This is a genomic window from Bacteroidota bacterium (assembly GCA_016721765.1).
Classification (GTDB): Bacteria; Bacteroidota; Bacteroidia; order UBA4408; family UBA4408; genus UBA4408.
The window spans coordinates 1,829,137-1,853,457 of record JADKHO010000001.1 but is presented as its reverse complement, the minus strand read 5'-3'; the positions used below and the strand labels follow the sequence as shown (position 1 = coordinate 1,853,457).

General features: G+C 37.4%; 21 protein-coding genes. 10 read left to right on the top strand and 11 right to left on the bottom strand.

Going from position 1 to position 24,321, the window contains the following annotated elements:
* Nucleotide 1 precedes the first annotated feature (1 nt).
* The 3 genes from IPP32_06730 to IPP32_06720 all read right to left on the bottom strand — a co-directional run bounded on the left by IPP32_06730 (nt 2) and on the right by IPP32_06720 (nt 3,671).
* On the bottom strand, nt 2-745 hold the full coding sequence (locus IPP32_06730; protein ID MBL0047775.1) for a L,D-transpeptidase family protein: 744 nt from the start codon (nt 743-745) through the stop codon (nt 2-4).
* Nucleotides 739-1,704 (bottom strand): pirin family protein, encoded by a 966-nt coding sequence (locus IPP32_06725; protein MBL0047774.1) that lies wholly within the window; start codon nt 1,702-1,704, stop codon nt 739-741. Before IPP32_06725 ends, IPP32_06730 begins: the two co-directional genes overlap by 7 nt.
* A 182-nt stretch (nt 1,705-1,886) precedes the next feature.
* Nucleotides 1,887-3,671, bottom strand: coding sequence for a carboxypeptidase regulatory-like domain-containing protein (locus IPP32_06720; GenBank protein ID MBL0047773.1), 1,785 nt, complete (start codon nt 3,669-3,671; stop codon nt 1,887-1,889).
* 322 nt (nt 3,672-3,993) lie between these two features.
* Here IPP32_06720 and IPP32_06715 point away from each other — a divergent pair, with 322 nt between their 5' ends.
* Both IPP32_06715 and IPP32_06710 read left to right on the top strand, forming a co-directional pair.
* Nucleotides 3,994-4,371 (top strand): VOC family protein, encoded by a 378-nt coding sequence (locus tag IPP32_06715; protein MBL0047772.1) that lies wholly within the window; start codon nt 3,994-3,996, stop codon nt 4,369-4,371.
* A gap of 24 nt (nt 4,372-4,395) precedes the next feature.
* Nucleotides 4,396-5,112, top strand: a complete 717-nt coding sequence (locus IPP32_06710; GenBank protein ID MBL0047771.1) for a DNA alkylation repair protein — start codon at nt 4,396-4,398, stop codon at nt 5,110-5,112.
* A gap of 16 nt (nt 5,113-5,128) precedes the next feature.
* Here IPP32_06710 and IPP32_06705 read toward each other — a convergent pair whose 3' ends face one another.
* Genes IPP32_06705 through IPP32_06695 form a run of 3 tightly spaced genes read right to left on the bottom strand, consistent with a single transcriptional unit; the run spans nt 5,129 to nt 8,240 of the window.
* Nucleotides 5,129-6,010 carry a DMT family transporter gene (locus tag IPP32_06705; GenBank protein MBL0047770.1) on the bottom strand — a complete coding sequence of 294 codons (882 nt, stop codon included), beginning with the start codon at nt 6,008-6,010 and terminating at the stop codon, nt 5,129-5,131.
* A gap of 8 nt (nt 6,011-6,018) precedes the next feature.
* The gene (locus IPP32_06700) at nt 6,019-6,720 is read right to left on the bottom strand and encodes a VIT1/CCC1 transporter family protein (GenBank protein ID MBL0047769.1); all 702 of its coding nucleotides are present in this window, start codon (nt 6,718-6,720) and stop codon (nt 6,019-6,021) included.
* Nucleotides 6,721-6,743: 23 nt separating this feature from the next.
* Nucleotides 6,744-8,240, bottom strand: a complete 1,497-nt coding sequence (locus tag IPP32_06695) for a SpoIIE family protein phosphatase (protein ID MBL0047768.1) — start codon at nt 8,238-8,240, stop codon at nt 6,744-6,746.
* Nucleotides 8,241-8,412: 172 nt separating this feature from the next.
* Here IPP32_06695 and trmB point away from each other — a divergent pair, with 172 nt between their 5' ends.
* The 3 genes from trmB to IPP32_06680 all read left to right on the top strand — a co-directional run bounded on the left by trmB (nt 8,413) and on the right by IPP32_06680 (nt 10,181).
* On the top strand, nt 8,413-9,108 hold the full coding sequence (gene trmB, locus IPP32_06690) for a tRNA (guanosine(46)-N7)-methyltransferase TrmB (GenBank protein MBL0047767.1): 696 nt from the start codon (nt 8,413-8,415) through the stop codon (nt 9,106-9,108).
* 153 nt (nt 9,109-9,261) lie between these two features.
* Complete coding sequence (locus tag IPP32_06685) at nt 9,262-9,831, top strand: pentapeptide repeat-containing protein (GenBank protein ID MBL0047766.1); 570 nt, start codon at nt 9,262-9,264, stop codon at nt 9,829-9,831.
* Between the two features lie 11 nt (nt 9,832-9,842).
* Nucleotides 9,843-10,181: an MGMT family protein gene (locus IPP32_06680; GenBank protein MBL0047765.1), complete on the top strand. Its 339-nt coding sequence runs from the start codon at nt 9,843-9,845 to the stop codon at nt 10,179-10,181.
* Nucleotides 10,182-10,234: 53 nt separating this feature from the next.
* On the opposite strand, the gene IPP32_06675 is transcribed toward IPP32_06680, so the two are convergent.
* Complete coding sequence (locus tag IPP32_06675) at nt 10,235-10,609, bottom strand: DUF1987 domain-containing protein (protein ID MBL0047764.1); 375 nt, start codon at nt 10,607-10,609, stop codon at nt 10,235-10,237.
* 243 nt (nt 10,610-10,852) lie between these two features.
* On the opposite strand from IPP32_06675, the gene IPP32_06670 reads away from it, so the two are divergent.
* From IPP32_06670 to tsaB, 3 genes are all read left to right on the top strand, one after another.
* Nucleotides 10,853-12,283, top strand: coding sequence for a TolC family protein (locus tag IPP32_06670; protein MBL0047763.1), 1,431 nt, complete (start codon nt 10,853-10,855; stop codon nt 12,281-12,283).
* Between the two features lie 156 nt (nt 12,284-12,439).
* The gene (locus IPP32_06665) at nt 12,440-13,831 is read left to right on the top strand and encodes an efflux RND transporter periplasmic adaptor subunit (GenBank protein ID MBL0047762.1); all 1,392 of its coding nucleotides are present in this window, start codon (nt 12,440-12,442) and stop codon (nt 13,829-13,831) included.
* An 18-nt stretch (nt 13,832-13,849) separates the two neighbouring features.
* Nucleotides 13,850-14,533, top strand: coding sequence for a tRNA (adenosine(37)-N6)-threonylcarbamoyltransferase complex dimerization subunit type 1 TsaB (gene tsaB, locus IPP32_06660; protein MBL0047761.1), 684 nt, complete (start codon nt 13,850-13,852; stop codon nt 14,531-14,533).
* On the opposite strand, the gene fabD is transcribed toward tsaB, so the two are convergent.
* On the bottom strand, nt 14,534-15,412 hold the full coding sequence (fabD, locus tag IPP32_06655) for an ACP S-malonyltransferase (GenBank protein MBL0047760.1): 879 nt from the start codon (nt 15,410-15,412) through the stop codon (nt 14,534-14,536). It lies immediately after the preceding gene.
* A 27-nt stretch (nt 15,413-15,439) separates the two neighbouring features.
* A complete protein-coding gene (gene frr, locus IPP32_06650; protein ID MBL0047759.1) occupies nt 15,440-16,003 on the bottom strand; it encodes a ribosome recycling factor in 564 nt (187 codons plus the stop codon).
* A 113-nt stretch (nt 16,004-16,116) separates the two neighbouring features.
* Here frr and IPP32_06645 point away from each other — a divergent pair, with 113 nt between their 5' ends.
* Nucleotides 16,117-16,455, top strand: coding sequence for a hypothetical protein (locus tag IPP32_06645; protein MBL0047758.1), 339 nt, complete (start codon nt 16,117-16,119; stop codon nt 16,453-16,455).
* Nucleotide 16,456: 1 nt separating this feature from the next.
* Here IPP32_06645 and nadB read toward each other — a convergent pair whose 3' ends face one another.
* Together nadB and IPP32_06635 are read right to left on the bottom strand one after the other, a co-directional pair.
* Nucleotides 16,457-18,022: an L-aspartate oxidase gene (gene nadB / locus IPP32_06640; GenBank protein MBL0047757.1), complete on the bottom strand. Its 1,566-nt coding sequence runs from the start codon at nt 18,020-18,022 to the stop codon at nt 16,457-16,459.
* Nucleotides 18,023-18,120: 98 nt separating this feature from the next.
* On the bottom strand, nt 18,121-19,566 hold the full coding sequence (locus IPP32_06635) for a hypothetical protein (GenBank protein MBL0047756.1): 1,446 nt from the start codon (nt 19,564-19,566) through the stop codon (nt 18,121-18,123).
* Between the two features lie 324 nt (nt 19,567-19,890).
* Between IPP32_06635 and IPP32_06630 the strand changes: the two genes are divergently transcribed.
* Nucleotides 19,891-24,288 (top strand): T9SS type A sorting domain-containing protein, encoded by a 4,398-nt coding sequence (locus tag IPP32_06630; GenBank protein MBL0047755.1) that lies wholly within the window; start codon nt 19,891-19,893, stop codon nt 24,286-24,288.
* Nucleotides 24,289-24,321: the final 33 nt, after the last annotated feature.

The window sequence follows — 24,321 nt, the reverse complement described above, 5'->3', positions numbered from 1 at the left end:
CTTATTGAAAAATATAATACCCATCCATTCGGACAAACACTTTTGGTAATTCCCTTTTACTTTCAAAATACTCATATCCCAATTTTAAATTTTCCCAAAAGCGAATGTTATCCGGTTTCAATTTGAATTGTACCCTAAGCGAATCCAGCGATTCTTTTGTTAATTTACAGGGAAAAATATGAACCGGAATATTGATTTGGCCAGCGTCCTGTGCGAGCACACACAACGTATAAAGTTCCTTTATTTTATCGTCGGTGATAGGCATACAACCAATGGTAACACAAGAGCCGTGTATAAAAATATCTCCACCCAAATCTGCAGCGTGACTAAATTTACGATCCGATGCATTTGGATAACTGAGGCCAAGCGAGAGGTAAAAATTACTCATTGGATTGAATCGCTCAATGAAATAAAACCCTTCAGGAACTTGCTCGTCCCCTGCCCTTCTTTTAGGTCCTAGCGTTCCGGAATTTGCACAGATGGCGTACTCTGTAATTTTGACAAACTTATTTGTATTCCAATTTTTTGCCCAAGCTTCAATCCTTTTCTCTCTTTTAAAAACCCTTAAAAATATTTTTAGCCTTTTGGTTTGAACTCCTTTGGATTCAAGCTTTTGAAGGAGCATACTTTCCTTTTCAGTAAAGGCAACTTTTACTCTTGCATTTTTTAATTGGGAAGTTTTAAATCCCACACCCGGATGAATAAGAATGAGCAACAGAAAAGGAAAATAAAATTTTTTCACCATGAGTCCACCAATTCGGGATTACCCATTTTACCGGAATTGTAATCGTTGATGCATTGCATAATTTGTTCTTGGGTATTCATTACAAAAGGACCGTAACTGTATACTACTTCATTTAAAGGCTGTCCACCCAATATTAAAATTTCAGCTTCGTCTTTACTAAACAGTTTCAGCAAGCTATTGCCGCGTTCATATAAAGCTACTTGATTGGTTTTAATTTCCCTTCGACCTTGTGCTTCCAGATTTCCTTTAATGACATATACAAAAGCATTGTGTTGTGGATTTGTGGGGATATCCAAACGGCAATTGGCTTTTAATTTTAAGTGAAAATAAAATGCCGGTGAAAGCATTTCGATTCCAGATTTTGTACCAAATAATTCGCCTAAAACAACTTTAGCGGAGTAAGTAGGCTTTTCAATTATACCCATCTTATCTTCGCGATATACATTGGTGCTGGGGGCAATTAACTTATATTTTGAAGGCATGTTCAGCCAGATTTGAAATCCATGATATAATCCGCCATCAGTATACAAGCCTTTACCGGTTTCCTCCATGTGAATGGCACCTCTTCCGGAACTAAACATCATAAAATCGCCTTTGCCAATTTGAAAATCGTAATTGAGACTGTCTTTGTGATGCCCGTTTCCAGACAAAAAATAAGTAGTTGGAATTACGCCTGCATGTGGATGCGCATTTACTTTGAGTGGAGTGGCATTTGGACTTATGTTAACCGGTCCGAACTCATCAAAAAATACATACGGCGAGACATAATCGTTGTTATCGCCGGCAAATGCACGTAACACCGGTAAGGTACCTACCATGGTCTTGTTGGCAGTTAAAACAGTATGGATTTTACGCTCATCGTTTGCCGCGTAAACACCGGAATCATCTTTCAAAATTAGAGGGGAAACAAGTGATGCCCCGACGATGGCGGAACCTTTGATAAATTTTCTTCTTTGCATGTGCGTAATTTTAATTCCTAATCTTTACAAACCTCGATATAAAGATAATTGTTTTGGGAATTAAATAAATACAGCAGAAGGAAGAATTTTGAGCTAATAAAATAGATTCGTAAAAAAATAAAGGAGGGCTTGCCTCACTACAAGCAGCCCTCCTTCGTCACTCACTTAAACTAAACAAACTATTATTCAGATTTTACAAATCGTGTGCTGGTGCGATTTTCGTTGGTGGTTACAGAAATAGAGTATACACCTTTTGATAATGAAAGCAAGGATTCAGTAATGTTGTTGTTACCGGCAGTTAATTTATACGTAGTGCTTTTTACAACTTGTCCTAATTCATTTTCAATTGTCACTGTTACCGGAGATGCATCTTTTAATTCCATTGATACAGTTAAGAAATCGCGCGTTGGGTTTGGATAAATTCCAAATGCTGCTGCTTCTTGTTTTGCATCAATATTGCGCACAAACAAGATGTTACCGCTGTTCACTTCTAAGTCCACATTATTAACTGTTGGGTTAGCAGCGTTAATGGTAACTGTAGAAGGAACAGTGGTTTTTCCGGCAACCTCGGCATATATTTTATATGTGCCATAAGCGATTCCGGGGAAGCTATAGCTTCCGCTTGCATCTGTAACGGTGGAGGCAACGGGGTTGTTATTTGCGTCTAATAAGAGAATGCTGATTCCAACTATAGGATCGCCGGGAGAAGCCATGCGGTTAGCACCTTGCAACACGCTACCACCAATAAATCCGGGACCACCTGGATTGCTACCTGCAATCATATTGATGTTGGCATTTCCAACATTTGTGTTTAAAAGTAATACATCGCTAGCGGTAGTCCAGAACAAGCTACTGGTGTGGTAAGTTGGTAAGTAATTAGCAAAAAATGCTGAGTTAGAATTTAAAGCCGCTTTCACCAAATACGCGCCAGCCGGAACTCCTGAGAAGAAGAAATATCCTCCAGAGTCGATGCTAGTAGTATCGATAGCTGTTAAATAAAGGCTATCGTGGCGAATTAAATATACGGTTCCATAATCAGCAGGGGTTAAAAAGCCCATACCAGGCAAGTTCACTTGACCATACAACCAGAAGCTGGTTTGTGCAGCCTGAATCGATACATTATAGCATTGTGTATCGCTGCATCCCGTAATAGGATTATTTACAGTTAAACAAACAGTGTAAACACCGGCATTTGCATATACATGACCCGGATATTGGCCTGTTCCGCTGGAACCATCACCAAAAGTCCAAGCGTATTGGTAGTTTGCACCGTACAAGGCATTAAAATAGCTGGTAGATCCTGCTTGACCTGCTTGGTAGCCGAATTGTGCATTACATGCATTCCCACCATTAACAGTAATAGTAATGCAGGAACTGCTAGTGCATCCGCCGGTGGTAGTTGTGAGTAGGCACACCGTATAAACGCCTGGAGAGGTATATGTATGTTGCGGAGAAGCTTGTGAAGAGTTAGCTGAGCTGTCGCCAAAAGACCAATTGTAGGATGATGCATTTACCATATTCCCATTTTGCATGGGGTAACCAACAAAGTAATAATTATTAGGGTTTACTGTAGAATCAGGAATACCGTATAACACAGTAGAACAGGTTAAGACATTGCTGCAAACTGTAAAGCCAACTGAATCTGAACAAGTAGTGCCCTGATTATTTTGCACTTGTTGTTGTAGCATGGTTCCACAAGAATAGGTTGCAACATTAAAAACTACGTTGGGTCCGGGTGTGCATCCATTTGGAATCGAAAATGCAAATGAACCTTGTGCATCTGTAAAAGCCGAGCTATTGTAAATGAATGAAGTTTGCGATGAGTCAGTATAGACCCACACCATTTGATTTTGAACTGCGGCACCATTACCATCGTGCACTATGCCCGAGATCGTATAGTTGCCTTGCGCCAATGCTCCAAAAGCAAAGAAGCACATAAGTGTAAACGTTGTAATTAATTTTTTCATGTTGTGTTTGGGTTTTTTGTTAAACATTAAATCGTTAATACTCTTTTGATGATACAAATGTGATCTCTTTTATTTGGCTGCGCAACCTAAATTGTGCAATTTCTTACTTGTTCAAATCATATAACTTTCATCTTAACCTACATCTTTATTGAGATTAATGAGTATTTATTGTTAATTGTTCAAGGATAAATAAATGCATCGATTTTGCTCTAAATTTTCATTTCTATAGCTATAAAACTCTAATGGGTACCCCATTTTTTGAGTTTTGATTTATTTTTCGGAATTTTATTCACTAGCTCAATTTTCATTCAACCTTATATCCATGAATACAATTGCCTATTTTGAGATACAGGCCAGTGAGCCAAGCAAATTAATCGCATTTTACAAAAGTGTTTTCGGTTGGAATTTTATAAAAGAAGAGTTTGTTCCCATAGAGTATTACCGTATTGAAACGGCGGGTATGTATGGTGGACTGCTCAAACGTCCCGCAAAGGTTCCACCACCTGAGTTTGGCACCAATTCATTTACTTGCTCTATACAGGTTAAGAATTTTGACCATACAGCTGAATTAATTTTGAAGCAGGGCGGTCAAGTATCTCTTCCCAAATTCGCCATACAAGGCAGGTGTTGGCAAGGGTATTTTACGGATTTAGATCGGAATGTTTTTGGCATTTTTGAGGCGGATGAAACTGCTAAATAAACCCTTCTTGACAAAATGAAAAAGCTGCCTATTTTGAGTGCCAAAAGCTTTACAGATCGTTTAAACGCTTTACAATCTGATGCCGAATTGGTTAAAATAAAACGCTATTTTAAGTCCGAAACTATTGAGCATGGAGCGGCAGATAAATTTATCGGCGTGAAGATGGGCGACTTGTTTACTTTGGCAAAAGAGTTTGAAGAAATGCCCATTTCTGAAATTGAAAAACTGTTGGAAAGTAACATTCATGAATTGCGTGCAGGTGCAGTGAGCATTATGGATAAAGCTTCCCGCTCTAAGAAAATTACTGCTCCACGCTTAAAAGATTTTTATGATTTATACATGCGACGTCACGACCGTATTAATAATTGGGACTTAGTGGATTTAGGTTGTTTGCACATGACCGGAAGTTATTTGTTCGACAAACCACGCAAGCAGCTTTATAAGTTGGCAAAATCAAAAAATAAATGGGAACGCAGAACAGCCATTTTAAGTACCTGCTATTTTATCCGTAAAGACGATTTAGAAGACACCTATAAACTTTCAGAAATATTGCTGTATGATTCTGAAGAATTAGTACAAAAGGCGATTGGTTGGATGCTGCGTTTTGCGGGCGATAAAGACAAGAGTAAACTGCTCAGCTTTTTAGATAATCATGCGGCAAATATGTCGCGAATTGCACTCCGCAATTCGATTGAAAAATTTGATCCTAAAGAGCGTGTATACTACTTGAAACTTAAATGAAAAGCCGAGCGGCGAATTACTTTTTTTTACTTTTAAGGTAGGCATTTGCAAAAAGAATGAGCACTATAAAAACTGAGCCTACATAAAATTGCACATTCATTTTTTCTTTCTCACCAAAAATAAAATAGGCTAAAATAATGGTATAGATGGGTTCGAGGTTGGTAGAAATTACTACTGTGTAGGGACTCAATTGTTTCATTACAACTACACTTCCTACAAATGCAAAAGCAGTGCACACAATTCCTAAAATCAGTAAATAAATTAAATCAGAAGAGCCAATTGTAAAAAGCTCGATGGTAAATGCTGATGCTGCTAAAAAATAAATAGATATTCCTAGAAATCCACCTAATAGTTCGTAAAGTGACAGCGATACTGCGTTGTAGCTTTTTGCAAGCTTTCCGTTTAAAACAGTGAATAAAGCTGACAAGGAAGCTGAAATAATTCCATACAGAATTCCGGTGGAATAGCCTTGTTGAAAGTTAAAAATATAGAGTAGTCCAATAACCACCAGGATTCCAAAAACCAATTCGTAAGGATATATTCTTCTCTTAAAGAAAAAAGGCTCGATGAGGGCCGAAAAAAAAGTTGCAAAACTGAGGCATATCACAGCAATTGAAACAGTGGAGGATTTAATGGATTGATAAAAAAATATCCAATGTAATGCAATCACAAGGCCCACGCCCATTGCCAAAGCTAATTGATAAGGAGTTACTATAAGTTTAATTTTGGCCAGTATACCATAAATCAAAACACCCAGCACTGCAATGAGCATGCGATACCAAACGAGTGAAACTGCTGAAATGCTGATTAGTCCACCCAGGATTCCGGTAAAGCCCCAAATAAAAATTATGAAATGGAGAAGTAAAAAGTAGCGGTACTTATTGAGAAACGGGTTCATTACCAAAGTTAGTTTCCAACGAGCTTTGCTATAAAGAAAGCAGCGGATGCCGCAGTAACACCGATTAAGGTGGTTTTAAGCGCACCGGAAATTGCATTTTGTCCGGTAAGTTTGCTTTTAAAATATCCGAAAACAAATAAACAAATTACCGTTATGATTGCTGAATAAATTAATCCTGTAGCGGGATCTGACGAAATAAAATAGCCGCTCAACGGAATAATCCCACCAACTACATAGGATAAGCCAATATTCAGTGCACTTTTACTTGCGCGCTTTTCGTCGGGCTTTTCTAAACCCAATTCATAGCGCATCATAAACTCTACCCATTTATGTTCATCCTTCGCCATTTCGTCCACAATCAAATTTTGTGATTGTGGCGATAATCCGTATTCCGCAAAAATCTCCCGCACCTCTCTTTTCTCGGTTTCATAATGCGTCACGATTTCATCGTATTCGCGTTTTAATTCAGAATTATAATGTTCAATTTCTGTTCTACCGGCAAGGTAGCCACCTAATCCCATTGCAATGGAACCGGCACAAATTTCAGCAATACCAGCAGTGATAATAATGGCATTAGAATCAACGACACCGCTTAATCCGGCAGCCAATGCAAAAGGAACAGTAAGTCCATCTGCCATACCAATCACGATATCCTTGATAAGATCTGATTGCTCAAAATGTTCTTCCTTGTGATGATGATGTTCTGCCATTTTTTATTTCGAAGATAATTAATTTACTGCAATCTAACTCCAATTACAAGCACATCATCCACTTGCTCTTCCTTGCCTTTCCATTCGTAAAATTCTTGAATAATTTTCTTGCGTTGCTCCTCAGCCGGTAGGTGGTGATGTTGTACAAATAACTCTTGCATGCGTTTGTACAAATATTTTTTTCCTTTAGGTCCACCAAACTGATCGGCAAAACCATCGCTAAAAATATAAAATGAATCGCCACTTTTTATATCAATAACATGTTTTGTAAATTCCTTATTTATGGTGTAGGTATGGTTTCCAATTGGCATTGGATCGGCTTTTACAATTCTTAATTTTCCATCTGAAATTAAATACAAGGGATTATTAGAGCCTGAAAAATAGAGTTTGTTTGTACTGAAATCAACACAACAAAGGGCTAATTCAATTCCATCTTTGAAAGCACCATTTTTTTCATATCGAAATAAATTAATGAGACGCATTTTTAATATTTCGAGAATAAAATTTGGACGAAGTGCGTTGTTTACATTTACAATTTCATTCAACAACGATACACCAATCATACTCAACATTGCACCCGGAACGCCATGACCTGTGCAATCGGCAGCCACAATACAAGCAAAATTATCTTTTTGCCAGGTCCAACAAAAATCACCACTTACAATGTCTTTTGGTTTAAGGAAAACAAAACTATCCGGAAAATTTTGTTTGATGATTTGCTGCCCCGGAACAATTGCCTTTTGAATGTAACGAGCGTAATTGATGCTATCAGTTAATTCGATGTTTTTTCGGTACACCTCGTTATTGGCTTCATTCAAACTTATATTGATGCGTTCAATTTCTATTTGTTTGGTTTGAAGGGCACTGTTTTTATTTTCAATTTCGATTTCATTTGCGCGTAACTCATTAAAGATTTTTTGCAGTTCGGAACGTGCACTTTCAGTAGCCTTTTCGGAAGCCCTTGCCTTGTGTAATTGGCGCCGATATGCTTCCGACATCCATGAAATATAAAATCCTGTTGGAACAAATATGATGACATAAAAAAGTTGTTCTGAAAACACGCCTTTTTGTCCCAAAAAATTGATACAGATGTAAGAGATAATGGTGTAGGTAATGGCAAAGAAAACAGTAATGGCAATAGAAGTAATAAAATTGCTGTGAGAGAGCATAAATACCAGCACGATAATCGAAAAGAACAAGGACACCATTCGAATTTCATCCAGAAAAAAAATAGTGTACCAAAAAATTGCCAGCCAATTAATAAATTCCAAAATAGTAATAACGTTACTGGCGGGCGCACTGATTTGCTTTTGCCCCCTAATCCAAAGAACGAATAATCCTACGGAAGCTAAAATCCAAACAAAATCGAATATTAATTTATCGTAAGTAAAACTTGCAATACCAAACCATTTTGCAAAAAACAGCATACTTATAGTGATGCCATATCCATACAAGGACTGCTTGGTGTATTTATACAAAAAATTTCGTCGGAGAATTTGTTTCTCTGGGGATTCGGTCATAGATGGTTTAACTCCTAATGTAGAACAAGTGTAGCAATAAATAAATGTAGTAGATTTAAAAACAAATAATTAAGTAAAGTTTTTTAGACTAATCGCATTATTTTAAAGATGATTCTTTTATTCGCAGTATTTTTGGCTGGCCAAGTAAAATTGTAATTAACTAATTTAAAAAATGACCAAACATAAGTTGCGGCAATTTGCAGAGATTGAAAGCTTTAAGAATGTATTTCACCATGTGCAACATGCTGAAACAATTGATAATTTTTCGCTTTTAGGAAAATGGAATGAAACGTATTTTAAAAATGCGCATCCACTTATTTTAGAATTAGGCTGTGGAAAAGGGGAGTACACAATTGGCTTAGCAGAAAATCATCCAAACAAAAATTTTATTGGTACTGACTTAAAAGGTAACAGGATTTGGAGAGGTGCAAAAACTGCATTAGAAAACAACCAAACAAATGTTGCATTTTTACGCACACGCATTGAGAATATTGCGACTTGTTTTGGTAAAAATGAGGTGGACGAAATTTGGATTACCTTTCCGGATCCACAGCCTCAAAAGGCGCGAATTAAAAAGCGGTTGACTTCTCCACAGTTTATTGAGCGCTATAAAAAAATTGTAAAAGAAAAAGGTATCATTCATCTTAAAACCGACAATTTACCTTTGTATGAATACACGCTCGAAGTAATAAAGGAATTGAACTTAAAACTAGTGGAAAGTACGAATGATTTATATGCCTTGTTGCATTCTTCTATTGAATTAGACCTTTTAAATTTTCCTCCTGAAACATTTGGTATACAAACTTTCTATGAAAAAAAATTTTCGGAGAAAGGTTTTAAGATATGCTATTTGAGGTTTGAGATTTAGCCCATTGATTAAGGATTAAGGAGTTAGGATTTAGGAATTAGGAATTAGGAATTAGGAATTAGGATTTGGGATTTTGGGATTTAGGATTGGGATTTAGGATTTAAGTTTGGGAATTATAAATTTGGAGTTAGGTGTTGTTTTTAAATAAATCTGATGCAGCAAATAATAGAAGATAAAAACTTTAGTGGCGTTAATTTTGAACGGGATGGCTTGGTAGCCGGAGAATATGAAAATTGTAATTTCGAAAATTGTAATTTAATGCAATTGGATGCAAGTAAATTTAGCTTTGTGGACTGTAGCTTTACAGGATGTGACCTTAGCTTATTGAAATTCAAAAATACCGGTTTAAAGGGCGTAGATTTTAGCAACTGCAAATTAATGGGCGTCGATTTCAGTGTGTGCAATCCTTTTCTCTTAGCGCTCAATTTTGAAAACTGTATGGTGAATTTAGCCTCCTTTTACAAGTTGAAATTAAAGGCGACCAAGTTTATTGGCTGCAACTTAAAGGAAGCAGATTTTACTGAATGTGATTTAACCCTTGCAGTCTTCGAAGGTTGTGATTTGATGCAGGCTACTTTCGAAAATACCATTCTTGAAAAAGCAGATTTTAGAACCAGTATCAATTTTTCGATTGACCCAGAGTTAAACAGATTAAAAAAAGCAAAGTTCTCAAGGACTAGTCTGGAAGGACTTCTGCATCGTTATGATATCCAAGTAGAATAAAATAACAGCTCATGAAAGCGGATGCCAATTTTTTTGACTTAGTATATCAGGTTGCACGACTTGTTCCCAAAGGCCGTGTTACAAGTTATGGTGCTATTGCCAGGTACTTGGGTGTTGCTCGATCAGCGCGCATGGTGGGTTGGGCAATGAATGCAGCCCATCAGCAAAAACCAAAAGTACCGGCACATCGGGTGGTGAATAGCAGTGGCTTGTTAACCGGGAAACATCATTTTGGCGCTCCGGATGTGATGCAAAAGCTACTCGAAAAAGAAGGTGTTGTTGTATTAAATGATAAAGTGCTTGATTTTAAAACTAAATTTTGGGATCCGCAGATAGCGCTTCAGTTGTAATGCAAACAATTAATTTGGTAAGCAGCACTTAACACATTATATCATTCGGGCGTTTAATATTCTTTAAACTCAAAAGGCAATTCAAAAATATAATCAAATTCCTTTCCGATGTCGCGCATATCGTCATCGTCGTGTTGATAAATCCAAACTACTTTTGTTTTATACCCGTTTTTAAACATCTTATCCAAAAGTTTAAATAAATCGGCAATGTATTTTTGTGAGGAGGTATTAAAGTATTCGAGTTTAAATTCAAAGGCAGTTGTTTCATTTGGATTAAGCGAGTACTCACGAAACCATTCAATTACAGGAATATAAAATTTTGAAGTATCGTGAGGAATAGACCGACCGGTTATCATGAAAATTCCGGCATCCTTATCCAAAATAATTCCGGGAAAATCAGTGTCTTCTTCAAGGATCAATTTCTCCATGTGTTGTGTAATATGATTTTTTGCTAAACCTATTGAAAAAAAATAATTTTCAAATGTATACTTTTTTATTGGAGCAGTAGTGTTTGGTGACGGGACCACAAATAAAGTCTTCAGATTAATGTTTAGTTTAGTAATAACTCACTGTTTTTCAACCTTCGTTAAGTGCATTTGGTTCGTTTTTAATCTTTATTAACGATGCTATCCAATGGAATATTTTAAATTTGCTGCTCTTTCATCTGAACTATGTATACAACCATCCTAAAAAAAACAATTGCATTTGCAATTTGCATTGTAGCAGGCTTCTCTACTTTTGCACAAGATACATGGAGCTTACAACAGTGTGTGGATTATGCTATAAAAAATAACATCCAAATAAAGCAAACTCTATTAAATACAGAGCTTTCAAAAACAAATCTCACACAAAGTGAAGCGAGTGTCTTGCCCAATTTAAATGCAAATGCATCCAATTATTACAATTACGGAAAAACAATTGACCAGTTTACAAATAGTTTTGCAACCGAAAAGGTACGCTCCGACCGTTATAGTTTGCAAGCTAATGTTACGCTCTTTAATGGCCTCCAAGCTTATAATACGATCAAACAAAACCAACTAAATTTATCGGCAAGTAAGTACGATGTTGAAAAAATGGTGAGTGATATTTCGCTCTACGTTGCTTCTGCTTATTTAAGAATTTTGTTTGATATGGAATTGTTGGACATTGCCAACCAACAAGTATTGTTAACCAAAGCACAAGTGGAACGTACAAAAAAATTAGTGGATGCGGGAAGTGTTGCAAAGGGAAATTTACTCAACATTGAAGCACAAGCTGCCAATGAAGAGCTTCAGGTAGTAAATGCACAAAATAATTTAGACATCGATTACCTTAGCCTCACCCAGTTATTAGAATTAACAGATGCTAAAAATTTTAAAATTTCCCGCCCTGCAGTTCCCGAATTATTAAATGCCGAAATTAAAGAGGAAGTGGGTGCCATCTATCAAAATGCTTTAGCGAATAGACCTGAAATTAAAAGCGCTGAAATTAAAGTAAGAAGTGCTCAAAAAGGAATTTCGATTGCAAAAGGTGCTTATAGTCCACAGTTGACTATGGGCGGTTCTTATGGCTCGGGATACTCCGGATTAAGTAAACGTTTAGTTGGAGAGCCCACTTATGGTATAGCACCCACCGGCTATTTTACAAGCAGCAATGAGCCGGTGCTTGGACCGGTATTGCTAAATAGTTTTGAAAAAACACCCTATTCCAAACAAATAAATGACAACATAAATAAGTCGTTTGGTTTTAATTTGAGTATTCCCATTTTTAATGGCTTTCAGGTAAAAAGCGCAGTTAGTAGAGCAAAGATTAATACTGCTAATGCCCAATTGAATTTAGAATCAGCGCAAAAACAGTTGTATAAATCCATTCAACAAAGCTATGCGGATGCACAAGCAGCTTTAAAAAAATATGCTGCTACGCAAATAGCAGTAAGCTCCTTACGTGAATCGTTTCAATACAGCGAACAACGTTTTACGTTAGGAATGTTGAATCCATTGGAATACAATGATGCAAAGAATAAGCTTACCAAAGCAGAATCAGATTTAGTTCAAGCCAAATATGACTTTGTATTCAAGCAAAATATCCTGAATTTTTATCAAGGAAAACCCATTTCATTTTAATCAGAAAATTTGAATAATTAAATACAACATAGATATCAAAGATGTTGTATATCTTAGCACTTGATTAAGAATTAAGGAAGGTGTTTTTGATTGAAATAATGGAGCAAAATTATTTCAAAACACATATTGTTATCATTTTTAAGGCGCATAAACAAAATGAAAAAATTAAACTTTAAAGCAATTTTAATTGGAGTTATTGTATTGATTTTGCTTTTGGTAATTGCAAAAAAGGCGGGTTGGATTGGCGACAATGATAAAACAGCTGTTGCTGTTGAGAAAGCTGAGAAACGTAAAATTGTTGAAACGGTTGCTGCCAGCGGAAAAGTACAACCTGAAATTGAAGTAAAGATAAGCCCTGATGTTTCAGGTCAAATTGTGGATTTACGTGTTAAAGAAGGTGACGAAGTAAAAAAAGGAGATATTCTTTGTAAAATAAATCCGGATATTTATTTGTCCAACCTCGAGAAAATGGAGGCTGCAGTGAATACTTCCAAAGCAAATGTTGCCAATAGCCGTGCACGCCTTGCACAAGTGAAATCATCCTTTACCAACACAGAACTAATTTACAACCGCACTAAAAAACTTTTTGAGCAAAGTGCTATTTCACAAGCCGAATTTGATGCGGCAACTGCAGCTTATGAAAGTGCGAAAGCCGATGTTGATGCGGCCTTGCAAACAGTTTCGGCAAGTGAATTCAATGTAAAGAATGCGTATGCATCACAAAAAGAAGCAACAGATAATTTAACCCGTACCACAATTATTTCGCCGGTGAACGGTAAAGTTTCGAAATTAAATGTGGAGTTGGGTGAGCGTGTGGTGGGTACATCACAAATGGCAGGAACTGAGATAATGCGCATTGCCGATTTGAACGAAATGGAAGTGAATGTGGAGGTAAACGAAAATGATATTGTACGTTTAACATTGGGCGATACTTCCGACATTGAAGTGGATGCATACCTCGACAGAAAATTTAAAGGAGTGGTTACTGAAGTAGCCAATTCGGCTAATATTACCGGCACATCTGCTGACCAGGTTACCAACTTCACGGTTAAAATTCGAATTCTTCAAGAAAGTTACAAGGATTTAATTCCTCCCGATCAAAAGAATTATTCCCCCTTTCGCCCTGGAATGTCAGCAACCGTTGATATACATACTCAAACGGTGGATAATGTAGTATCTGTTTCTATTCAAGCTGTTACCACACGTGAGGATACTATTTCTTTTGGTGCAAAAACCAAAAAGAAAAAGAGCTTTGGTGCTGAAGATTCATCCGAAGATGCAGCTAACCAAAGTACAACTACCAAAGAGAAAAAAGAAGAAAAAGCTAAGGAATATGTATTTTTACTTAAAGACGGAAAAGCCCTTTTGCAAGAGGTTGTAACAGGTGTTCAAGACAATAATTACATTGAAATAAAAAAAGGAGTTAAGGCGGGTGATGATATAATATATGCACCTTACAGCGCAGTTTCAAAATTGCTAAAAAATAAAACGCCGGTGAAAAAGGTTGAAAAAGAAGAGCTATTCAACCAAAAAAATTCAGATAAATAATTTTAGTAAGCACCCCTCGTGTCGCTGATACTTCACCTCGAAACATCAACAACTGTTTGCTCTGTTGCCCTTTCAAAAAATGGCAAATTAAATGCATTGAAAGAATTAAATGCCGGTTATTCTCATGCCGAAAATTTAACTGACTTCTGCTCCGAAGTATTAACGCAATCAAAATTTACTTTTAAGGATTTATCCGCCGTTGCAGTGAGTAAAGGGCCCGGATCTTATACCGGTTTAAGAATTGGTGTTTCGGCTGCAAAGGGATTTTGTTACGCATTAGATATTCCCTTAATCAGCATTAATACTTTGCAACATCTGGCGCTACAAGTTTCTACAAAAAACAAGCTTAAAGATATGTTGTATTGTGCCATGCTCGATGCCCGTAGAATGGAGGTTTATTGTGCCTTGTTTGATGCGCAAAACAATGAGGTAAGTGCAACGGAGGCTAAAATTATTGATGCTACCTCCTTCGCAGAAATATTGCGACATCAAAAAATTATTTTTTTTGGGGATGGCGCCGCGAAGTGTAAAACCTTGCTTGAACCCAATCCCAATGCTTTATTTTTGGATGACGTATTTCCATCAGCACAAGACATGATTTCGCTTGCTGAAAAAAAGTTTGCAGCTCAGGAGTTTGAAAACACTGCTTACTTTGAACCTTTCTATTTAAAAGATTTTTTGGTGGGTGGAAAACAGAACTGATTAAGCGCTTTGTGCCTCCATATCCTTGTTCACTTTCTTCACCAAACCTTGCAATACCTTGCCCGGTCCAACTTCGGTAAAAGAGTTAGCGCTATCTGCCATCATTTTTATCATAGTTTGAGTCCAACGCACCGGAGCTGTAAGTTGTACCAGTAAATTTTTCTTAATCTCATCTGGATTTGTTACAGCACTTGCGGTTACATTTTGATATACTGCACAAATTGGCGTATTAAACTGTGTGGCATTGATTGCAATTTCAAGTTCTTGCTGAGCCGGCTGCATAAGTGGTGAGTGGAAAGCCCCTCCTACCGGCAATATTAAAGCACGCTTTGCTCCTGCTGCTTTAAGTTTTTCACAAGCAATATTTACGCCTTCTAAAGTACCTGATATAACTAATTGACCGGGGCAGTTGTAATTGGCAGCAACTACGATTTCAGTGGTGATGGAAGCACAAATATCTTCTACAATTTTATCCTCCAAATTTAAAATCGCAGCCATAGTGGATGGTCTGATTTCACAGGCCTTTTGCATTGCCAGGGCGCGCTTAGAAACCAAAAGCAAGGCATCCTCAAAACTTAATGTTTGATTTGCAACTAGTGCCGAAAATTCACCCAAGGAGTGACCCGCTACCATGTCGGGTTTAAAAGCATCTCCCAAGGTTTTTGCCAAAATAACGGAGTGCAAAAAAATGGCAGGTTGAGTTACTTTTGTTTGCTTTAATTCCTCATCGGTTCCGGAAAACATAATGTCGGTGATACGAAAACCAAGTAGGGAATTTGCTTTTTCAAAAAGATCTTTTGCCAAGGCAGAATTATCGTACAGGTCTTTGCCCATACCAATAAACTGTGAACCTTGACCGGGGAATACATATGCTTTCATGCTATTAAATTATAGGTTTTATTACTGTTAAACCGTCATTATTTCTTTTTCCTTTATTTCGATATGCTTTTCAGCTTTAGCGCTGTAGGTATCGGTTAAGGTTTGAACGCGCGTTTCCGCTAATTTTCCTTGATCTTCGGGCAAGCCATCTTTTACCAATTTTTTCATTGCGTCATTAGCTTCCTTGCGGATATTTCTCAGCGTTACTTTACAGTGTTCAGCCTCTGCTTTTGCTCTCTTTACCAGATCCTTTCTTCTTTCCTCCGTTAATGGCGGAACAGAAATGCGTATGATGGTTCCATCATTTTGAGGATTAAATCCAAGATTGGCTGCCATAATCGCTTTTTCGATAGGCACTAACATTGCTTTTTCAAAAGGTTGCACCACCAAGGTTCTTGGATCGGGCGTACTGATTCCGGAAACATTATTTAAAGGTGCATTTGTGCCATAATATTCCACGTGCACACCTTCTAGCATTTGAGCATTTGCTCTACCTGCTCGGATTTTTATCAATTCAGTTTCTAAGTGCGAGATTGCTTTTTGCATTTGCTCTTCCGCTTCATCCAAATAAAATTGTACTTCTTCGTTCATAATTTCCTGTTTTTTGCTCTGCAAGTTTAGCAATTTGAATCAAATTTGAACGATAAAAAATTAAAATCCCTTCTCATTTTACATATCTTTGGACAGTAGTGTAAAGCCATACAGTGGAAAAAAAAACGCGTCCGGTACTTGTTACAATTATTTGTGTAATTGGATTCATAGGTGTAATACTTAGTTTTCCAAGTATTTTTTCACCTTTTGTAAAAAAGATGGGTGATTTTTATCCAGCTCTTTTCGGTTGCTTAATCGCTGCCAATTTTATAGCAGTTGTGGGGGTTTGGAATATGAAACGCTGGGGATTTACGCTTTTTCTGATAAGCAGTTTAATTAATCAGATAACAAAATTACTGGCCAACAATTGGTCTATCACCGATGTGATTCTTCCAACGCTCTTTTTAGGTGTAACAGCTTTTTTTTATTTTCGTATGGATGATAACCTATGACCTATGCGGTCTTCGGATAATCTGAATTATAATGTAATCCGATACTTTCTTTACGCAAAGAAGCGTACTTCAAAATAATATATCCTACCTTAATCATGTTCCGCAATTCGCACAGTTCGGTCGAAACGGTTGTACTTTCATAAAGTGTTTCGGTTTCGTTGTGCAATATAAGCAGTCGGTCGAGTGCTCGTTTGAGTCGCAAATTGGAGCGCACAATACCAACATAATTACTCATAATGGCCTGCACTTCCTTTAAACTTTGTGTGATTAAAATCATTTCTTCAGGTCGAGCTGTACCTTCTGCATTCCAAGCCGGAACACCATTGCAATACACATTCGATTTTACCTGTTCGATGGAATCAAGGGCTGCACGGTGCGCAAAAACAACGGCTTCTAAGAGTGAATTGGAAGCCAATCGATTGGCACCATGCAAACCTGTGCTGGCACATTCACCCACTGCATACAAATTTCGTATGGAGCTTTTTCCTTGCTTATCTACTTTTATTCCCCCGCACTGGTAATGCGCAGCAGGCAACACCGGAATTAAATCCTTTCGCATATCAATTCCCAAACTCAAACATTTTTCATGTATAGTTGGGAAGTGCGCAACTAATGCAGCTGTTTCCAAATGCCGACAATCCAAATACACAAATTCATCGCCATGTATTTTCATTTCACTATCGATGGCTCTGGCAACTATATCCCTTGGTGCCAATGATTTTCGCACATCGTACTTTTGCATAAACTCCTCCCCCGCTTTGGTTTTTAAAATACCACCAAATCCGCGCACTGCTTCAGATATTAGGAATGAAGGGTGGTGACCCGGGTTGTAAAGTGAAGTAGGATGAAACTGTATAAATTCCATATTTTCTACTTTTCCTTTTGCACGATACACCATTGCAACCCCATCGCCGGTTGCAATAACCGGATTGGTTGTTGTTTCGTAAATGTGGCCACATCCACCGGTTGCCATTAAAATGGATTTAGCCAATATGGTTTCCACATCACCCGTTCGCGTATTAAGTGCATAAATCCCATAACACTCAATACCCGGAGTTTTACTATTAACTGTAACTCCCAAATGATGCTGGGTTATAATATCCAAAGCAAAATAATGATCACGCACTTCAATATTTTGATGCGAATTCACTGCTTGTAACAACGCTCGCTCTATTTCAAATCCGGTATTGTCTTTATGATGTAAAATGCGGTGATCGCTGTGCCCGCCTTCTTTTGCCAAGTCGTATTCCCCACTTTGTGTTTTGTCGAATTCGGTTCCCCAATCAATTAATTCCTGTATGCGTTCAGGTGCTTCGCGTACCACAATTTCAACCGTTTCGCGATCGCAAATAAAATCTCCTGCAATTAAAGTATCCTGCACATGTTTTTCAAACGAATCGGTATCAGTGGTTACCGCAGCAATTCCACCTTGTGCGTATTTGGTATTGGATTCATCTTTATTGGCTTTAGTGAGCATCAGTACTTTTCCGGCATTGGCCACTTTTAAAGCATAGCTCAGTCCGGCTATTCCGGAACCCACGATTAAAAAATCAACTTTTTGAGTCATTATTCAAGCTTCTTATTATGATACCGTCAATCCGGATTGAACCGATTTTACCGGGAAAGCAAAGGTGCAAAGAAAATGCAACCTTAGCGGTATAAAATTCAATTTTCAAATTCCTTTATTTTCTCATTCAGCCAAACAATATTAGCTATGTTTTTGTTGTGGATGACTTTATTCTTAATCGTTGCTAACTTTCTGTTAAAGATAAATTTTGAGTAATCGTTGTACTTCAAATCAAAACACTTTTTAGCCAAATTAATCAAGTTCAAATGATTGGTAAACTGGGATTGACTGATTTTTTTATTTCTCCGGAGATAAACCCTGAAGGTACTTATTAAAGAATAAAATGACTCGGCAGCATCCATTTCATAATACGCTTTTAACAATAAAGATTTCGAACCGAGATGATAAAATACATCTGTAAATTCAACTGTTTGAAGTAACTTTAACGCTTCCTTATATTTTTCAACTGCATAGTAATAAGTTGACATATTATACGCATAAGCATTTTCGCGAAATTCAGGAGCGATGCTTTCTTTAAATTGTTGAATAAAGTTTTTAGTCCATTCGAATTCTTCTTCCCGTAAGGCAATGGTAACAATGTTTTTATAATCCCATTGAGAGAGATAATTCCCTTCAAAAATTATTTTGTTTTCGAGTAACTTTTTGTAAAGTTTTAATATTTCCTTTCCATACCCCACATTCCCGCTATTTATCTTTTTAATGCAATAATTTTGTGCGAAATCATACATCTGCCGTGCCTCTTCCGGACTAAAGTACCCATGGTTCTTGTCCAATAATTTTATCAATTGCTTATAGTGCTCTTCCTGCTCACTTTCGGTAAGTGTCATCAATATGCGATAATATATGGTGATGGCAGGCACTTGCTTAAATTGGTCGAGATTTGAATTTAAATAATGGAGTACATCATCTAACATTCGGAGATTGTAATCAGCAGCTACAATATTTTTCCTGCTCATCATTTCGCAACAGGTTTTTAATTTAGCCGAGAGGTAAAACAGGTCTAGGTTATCAGCTTTACGCTGAATACTCTCGTGAAATTTTCGATTTTCATTTCGAATAAAAAAGGCATCACTTTCCGATTCGAATAAATACCTATGGTAATGGAAATTATGATCGCGCAATTTACTTGTGTCCAGTTGATGCGTGAATTCCTTTGAAACCATTTGAAACACAGAATTGTTGCTTCGCTCCTTCAGTTCCTCCAATAAAAATTGCTTGCGCAATAAAGTATGGTTCATAAATCGGGAACATGAAATAAAATCTTCTAGCAATTTACTCAGGTAACTCATTACATCGCTTAACTGTTGCGGTCGGTAAGGCTTATTCTTAAAAACCGCCTTGGCAGCTTTTTCCTTATTTAAATTAGGGTTTTCATAATCGTTTACATACTTGCAAATAAATTCACAGAGCCGCACCACATTTTCATGTTTGTTAAAATAAGGGGAGCGCACAAATTCAACAAAACGCTTTGTTTCACTTGCCGATAGCGATGCTAAGAGCTTTATAAGTTTACTATTGTTCATGTGTACAGGGGCTATTTACCTAGTCTATAAAAACATTTCTTGTGTCAAACTACTCACATAAAATCCAAAGATACACATTTTTGTATTTTTTTGTAACAAGCTGTAATAATTGAAAATACTGAAATAAATTAATATAATACTCCTGAAAGTGCCATTTTAAATGGAATCAGTTTACTCCAAACATAAGTATAATGTTTTTTTTTATTAAGCAATGTATCTCAACTTTTGTATCGTGGAAATGAATGGCTCTTGAGTGTAAAATTTCATCCACCGAAAATAAACGAATGAATTAAACTGAATTACTAAATTTAAAAACCAAATATTATGAAAACAAAAAATGCCACCCAATTAACAAAGGCTTCGCGCTGCTTGCGGCTTCTTGTCTTTGCATTACTGCTTTTTACCTCCGCGCAAGCTACAAATTATTATTGGGTTGGCGGTTCCGGAAATTGGAGCGATTATGCCAATCACTGGGCTACATCTAGTGGCGGGAACGTTTATCATGTGCAAATCCCAAGCCCTATCGACGATGTATTTATTGATGCCAATTCGTTTCTGGCAACAAATGATACACTCACCATGGATACCACTTTGTTACAATGCCGCAGCATGGATTGGTCGGGAGTTTTGAATAGTCCGCATCTAAAATTGGTAAACAATGTTTTCTCTGTTTATGGTTCATTTATTCTTGCAGATTCAATGACCATGAGATTGGATAGTGCTGCTATTTATTTTAAAAGTGCTAATCAAGGAAACGCTATTTACACGGGCGCTCATGAGTTTAATACGTGTAACCTAATTTTTGAGGGAAATGGTGGTTGGTCTTTTGTGAGCGACTTTAAGGGGACATATTTAGCTTTTCAAAAAGGGAATTTAAGTTTGGGCGGACACCATTTTAATGTTAGCAATTTCACCGCCAGCGCCACTTCCCCAAATGCTTCTTTGGATATCAGCGGAGCTACCATCACTTGTATGATTTGGCACAATTATGCAATAACCAGTTCAATGTTTTTTTCGGCTGCATCCACCATACATTTTTACTCTGAATTTTGGGGTGGAAAAAATATGCATTACAATTCTGTCGTTGTCGATTCGCTTTACCTTTCGATGCTTTCAATTAAATTGGATAGCACTACCATTGATCAATTGCTGATAAAGAATGATGTTTCACTTGGTGTAGATGGAAACTTTTCAAGCTATTCTTATATAGGATTGCTGCAATTTCGCAAACCTGGACTTTCACTTGAACTTCAAGCCTCCTTAAAACTCGAACTTGGCAATGCGGTAGCAATCGGAACTTGCACTAATCCAATTAATATACATTCAGCTACCGGGGGAGTGCAAGCAACACTTTATAAAACCAGTGGAAGCATCAATTTTGATCGGGTTATTTTAAAAGATATTAAAGCTACAGGAGGCGCCAGTTTCACCGCAAACAACAGTTACAATTTAGGAAATGTTAGCGGATGGGTAATAAGCACTCCATCACCACGAAATTTATTTTGGGTGGGAGGAAGCGGCAATTGGAGCGATGCTTCACATTGGTCGCTTAGCAGCGGAGGTGCAGGAAGTGGTTGTATCCCTGGGCCAACAGACAATGTAATGTTTGATTTAAATTCTTTCAGCCTTGCAGGTTCAGAAATAGTAAACCTTGATCTGCAAACAGCCTATTGCAATAATTTTGTGAGTTCCGGAACTTCTTCCAATAATGTGCTCTATAATATTTCAAATAATTCATTCAATATTTATGGCACACTTCAACTCGATACAGCTGCTCCACAAATCCCATTAAGCTTACACTTTTTATCTTCCGGAAGCAACACCATAACTTCATCTGGTAAATTAGTAGCTTCAAATATTACCTTTAATGGTAGCGGTAGTTGGACCCTTCAAGACAGTTTAAGTTGCAGTTCCATTCAACTTAACTATGGTAGTTTTATTACGAATAATTTTGGATTAAGCTGCCTTGGATTCTATTCCGCAAATGTGAATCAATCACCCCGAACAATTGATTTAGGAAGTTCTAATGTATTTGCCGGTTCCTGGACATTATTTGAACAAAATTCACTCACCGTGCATGCTGACGCCAGCAGTATTACTACAAGCTATAATTTTATGGGGGGTAGGAACGAACATTACCATATCCTAAAATTTGTTTCTGATTCTTCCCTTATTTCGCTTGGCGATGCGCATATATATTACTACGGAATAAATGATGCGAGTGATAGTTTAATCATCGATAAATTATACCTGTATAGCAACACGCGCATCACCGGCAGCAATATATTTGATTCTATCTTCGTGAATTACTCCACAGGTTATCTCGGTTTTGAGGAAGGTAAAAAGCAAATAATAAATGGGGGCATCATCAGCAATAGTGCTTGCACTTCCTCGGTATTTATTTCATCTTTTTCAACAACTGGACCAACCAGCAATATTTATTTCGAAAACCGACGCAAACCTGCTTATTTATTCAAACCATCCGGAACAATGGTTGTTTCAAATGCGGTTATCAAAAGCATTGAGGCAAGCGGAGGAGCGAGCTTTTCGGCAATCAATAGTTTTGATGCTGGTTTTAATAGCGGCTGGAATTTCACCACTGCCCCCGCAAGAAATCTATATTGGGTTGGTGGTTCAGGAAGGTGGAATGATCCTTCGCATTGGGCATTATTTAGTGGATTTCCGGGAGGAGAGTGTATTCCGAATCCGGCCGACAACGTACATTTTGATGTTAATTCTTTCAGTTCAATTAATGATTCGGTTGTGATGGGAGCGCACAGTTCCTATTGCAACAATATGGATTGGAGTGCAGCAACGCTTTCACCTGTATTGAAAGGAAGATTGAATTATGGTTTAAGGATTTACGGCTCCTTAACCCTTAACTCTAATATGACCTTTAATCCGAATGGAGAATTAAATTTTGAGTCGAATGTCAATGGAAATACCATCAACACACAAGGAACAAAAATCGAAACCAGCAGTTTAAACTTTGTTGGCAGTGGAGCATGGAAACAAACTGCAGCACTTGAAACCGACAAGATTCTTTTATTTGATGGTACATTTAATACAAATAACCAAAGCTTAAAAGTAAATTTTATGGAGGCGCAAGGAGCCCACGCAAAATTTAACTTAGGCACTTCCCGTATTGAATGCAGCACACTTTCGATCTTTGATTCTGTTAAGGTAGATGCAGATAGCAGTACCATTTTTTTGAAAAAAAATACATTAATGAATGGTGGAATAAATTCTACTACAACCCCAGATGTTCATTATCACCACCTCATTTTTGATCAAGAAAGTTCGTTCATGGCCGGAAAAGTGGATAAAGCGATTTTTAATACCAATGCAGCAATTTTTAGCATAGAAAATCGATCGGAGTATGATACGCTAATATTTAACAATCCCGGTAACAGTATCTATTTATATGGGGTGCAGCCAAAAATAAAAGTAAATAATTTACTTCTTTTTAAAACATTGCCCGGCTTTCCTACACAAATGCAAGGTCAAATTGTTACTCGCCCGGGAGGTATTGATACCACAGGCTTTGAAATGCCAGGAGGTACAGTTTGCGCCGATTATTTATACCTAACCAACACTGTAGCAAGAGGTGGCGCCAGCTATTATGCAGGAATTCACAGCAGCGATTTAGGAGGAAATACGGGTTGGAATTTTACAAGCTGCACACCACAGCTCAGTGATGTTTGGCCGGGTGATGCCAATTCCGATATGGTTGCAAACAATTTAGATTTGCTGAATATTGGGCTTGCTTATGGCGATACCGGTTATGTTCGTCAAAGCGCCAGTTTAAGCTGGGTGGCTCAACCTGCCACGGATTGGTTTTGGCAATTCATCAGTACAGTAAACGTAAAACATACCGATTGTGATGGAAATGGAATTGTAAATGCAGACGACACCAGTGCAATTCTTTTAAATTATGGCTTAACACATCCACGTGGAGTGCCTGCGCAAATTACTGCAAGTCCAATTGACCCATCTTTATATTTTACATTAAATACAGATACTGCTGCTGCAGGTTCATCTGCGCTCATACCATTGGGTTTGGGAACTCCAAGTGTTCCGGCAACAGATATTTATGGCATTGCATTTACAGTGAACTATGACAAAAATTTGGTGGACAGTGGCTCGGTAAAAATTGATTTCAGTTCATGTTGGCTCGGCATTGTGGATAGCAACATTATAGTGCTTCAAAAAGATTTATACAGCAATGGAAAAATTGAAGCAGCTATTGTGGGAATTGACCATTTGAATCGCAGTGGATATGGAAATATTGGTGTTTTAAGTGTAGATATGAAAGACGATATCTCGGGGAGAGATTATATCTACAAATTGCTCAACCTGAATTTCAGCAATGTGCATCTAATCCGCAACGATGAAATTGAACTACCGCTGAATGTGGTTAATGATTCGCTTGTGGTGGTGGGAGACATTACCGGAATTGAACAACAATCAACTGAAAATAGTGACGTAATTCTGGTGCCCAATCCTGCAAAAGACAATTTGGTTATACACCTTGGAAAGAAAAGAGGGGAAGTATTAAGCTATAGTATTTACAATGCTTTTGGAGAATTAATGATAGAAAATAAAATCCAAAATCAACAAACCGCTGCTGTGAATACTCAAATTTTTGCAGCCGGAGTGTATGTCATTAAAATTAAAACCAAGGAAGGAATACTTACAAAAAAGCTTACAGTCATTAAATAAATACAATAAGGCCGGGCGGAGATTTTCGTCCGG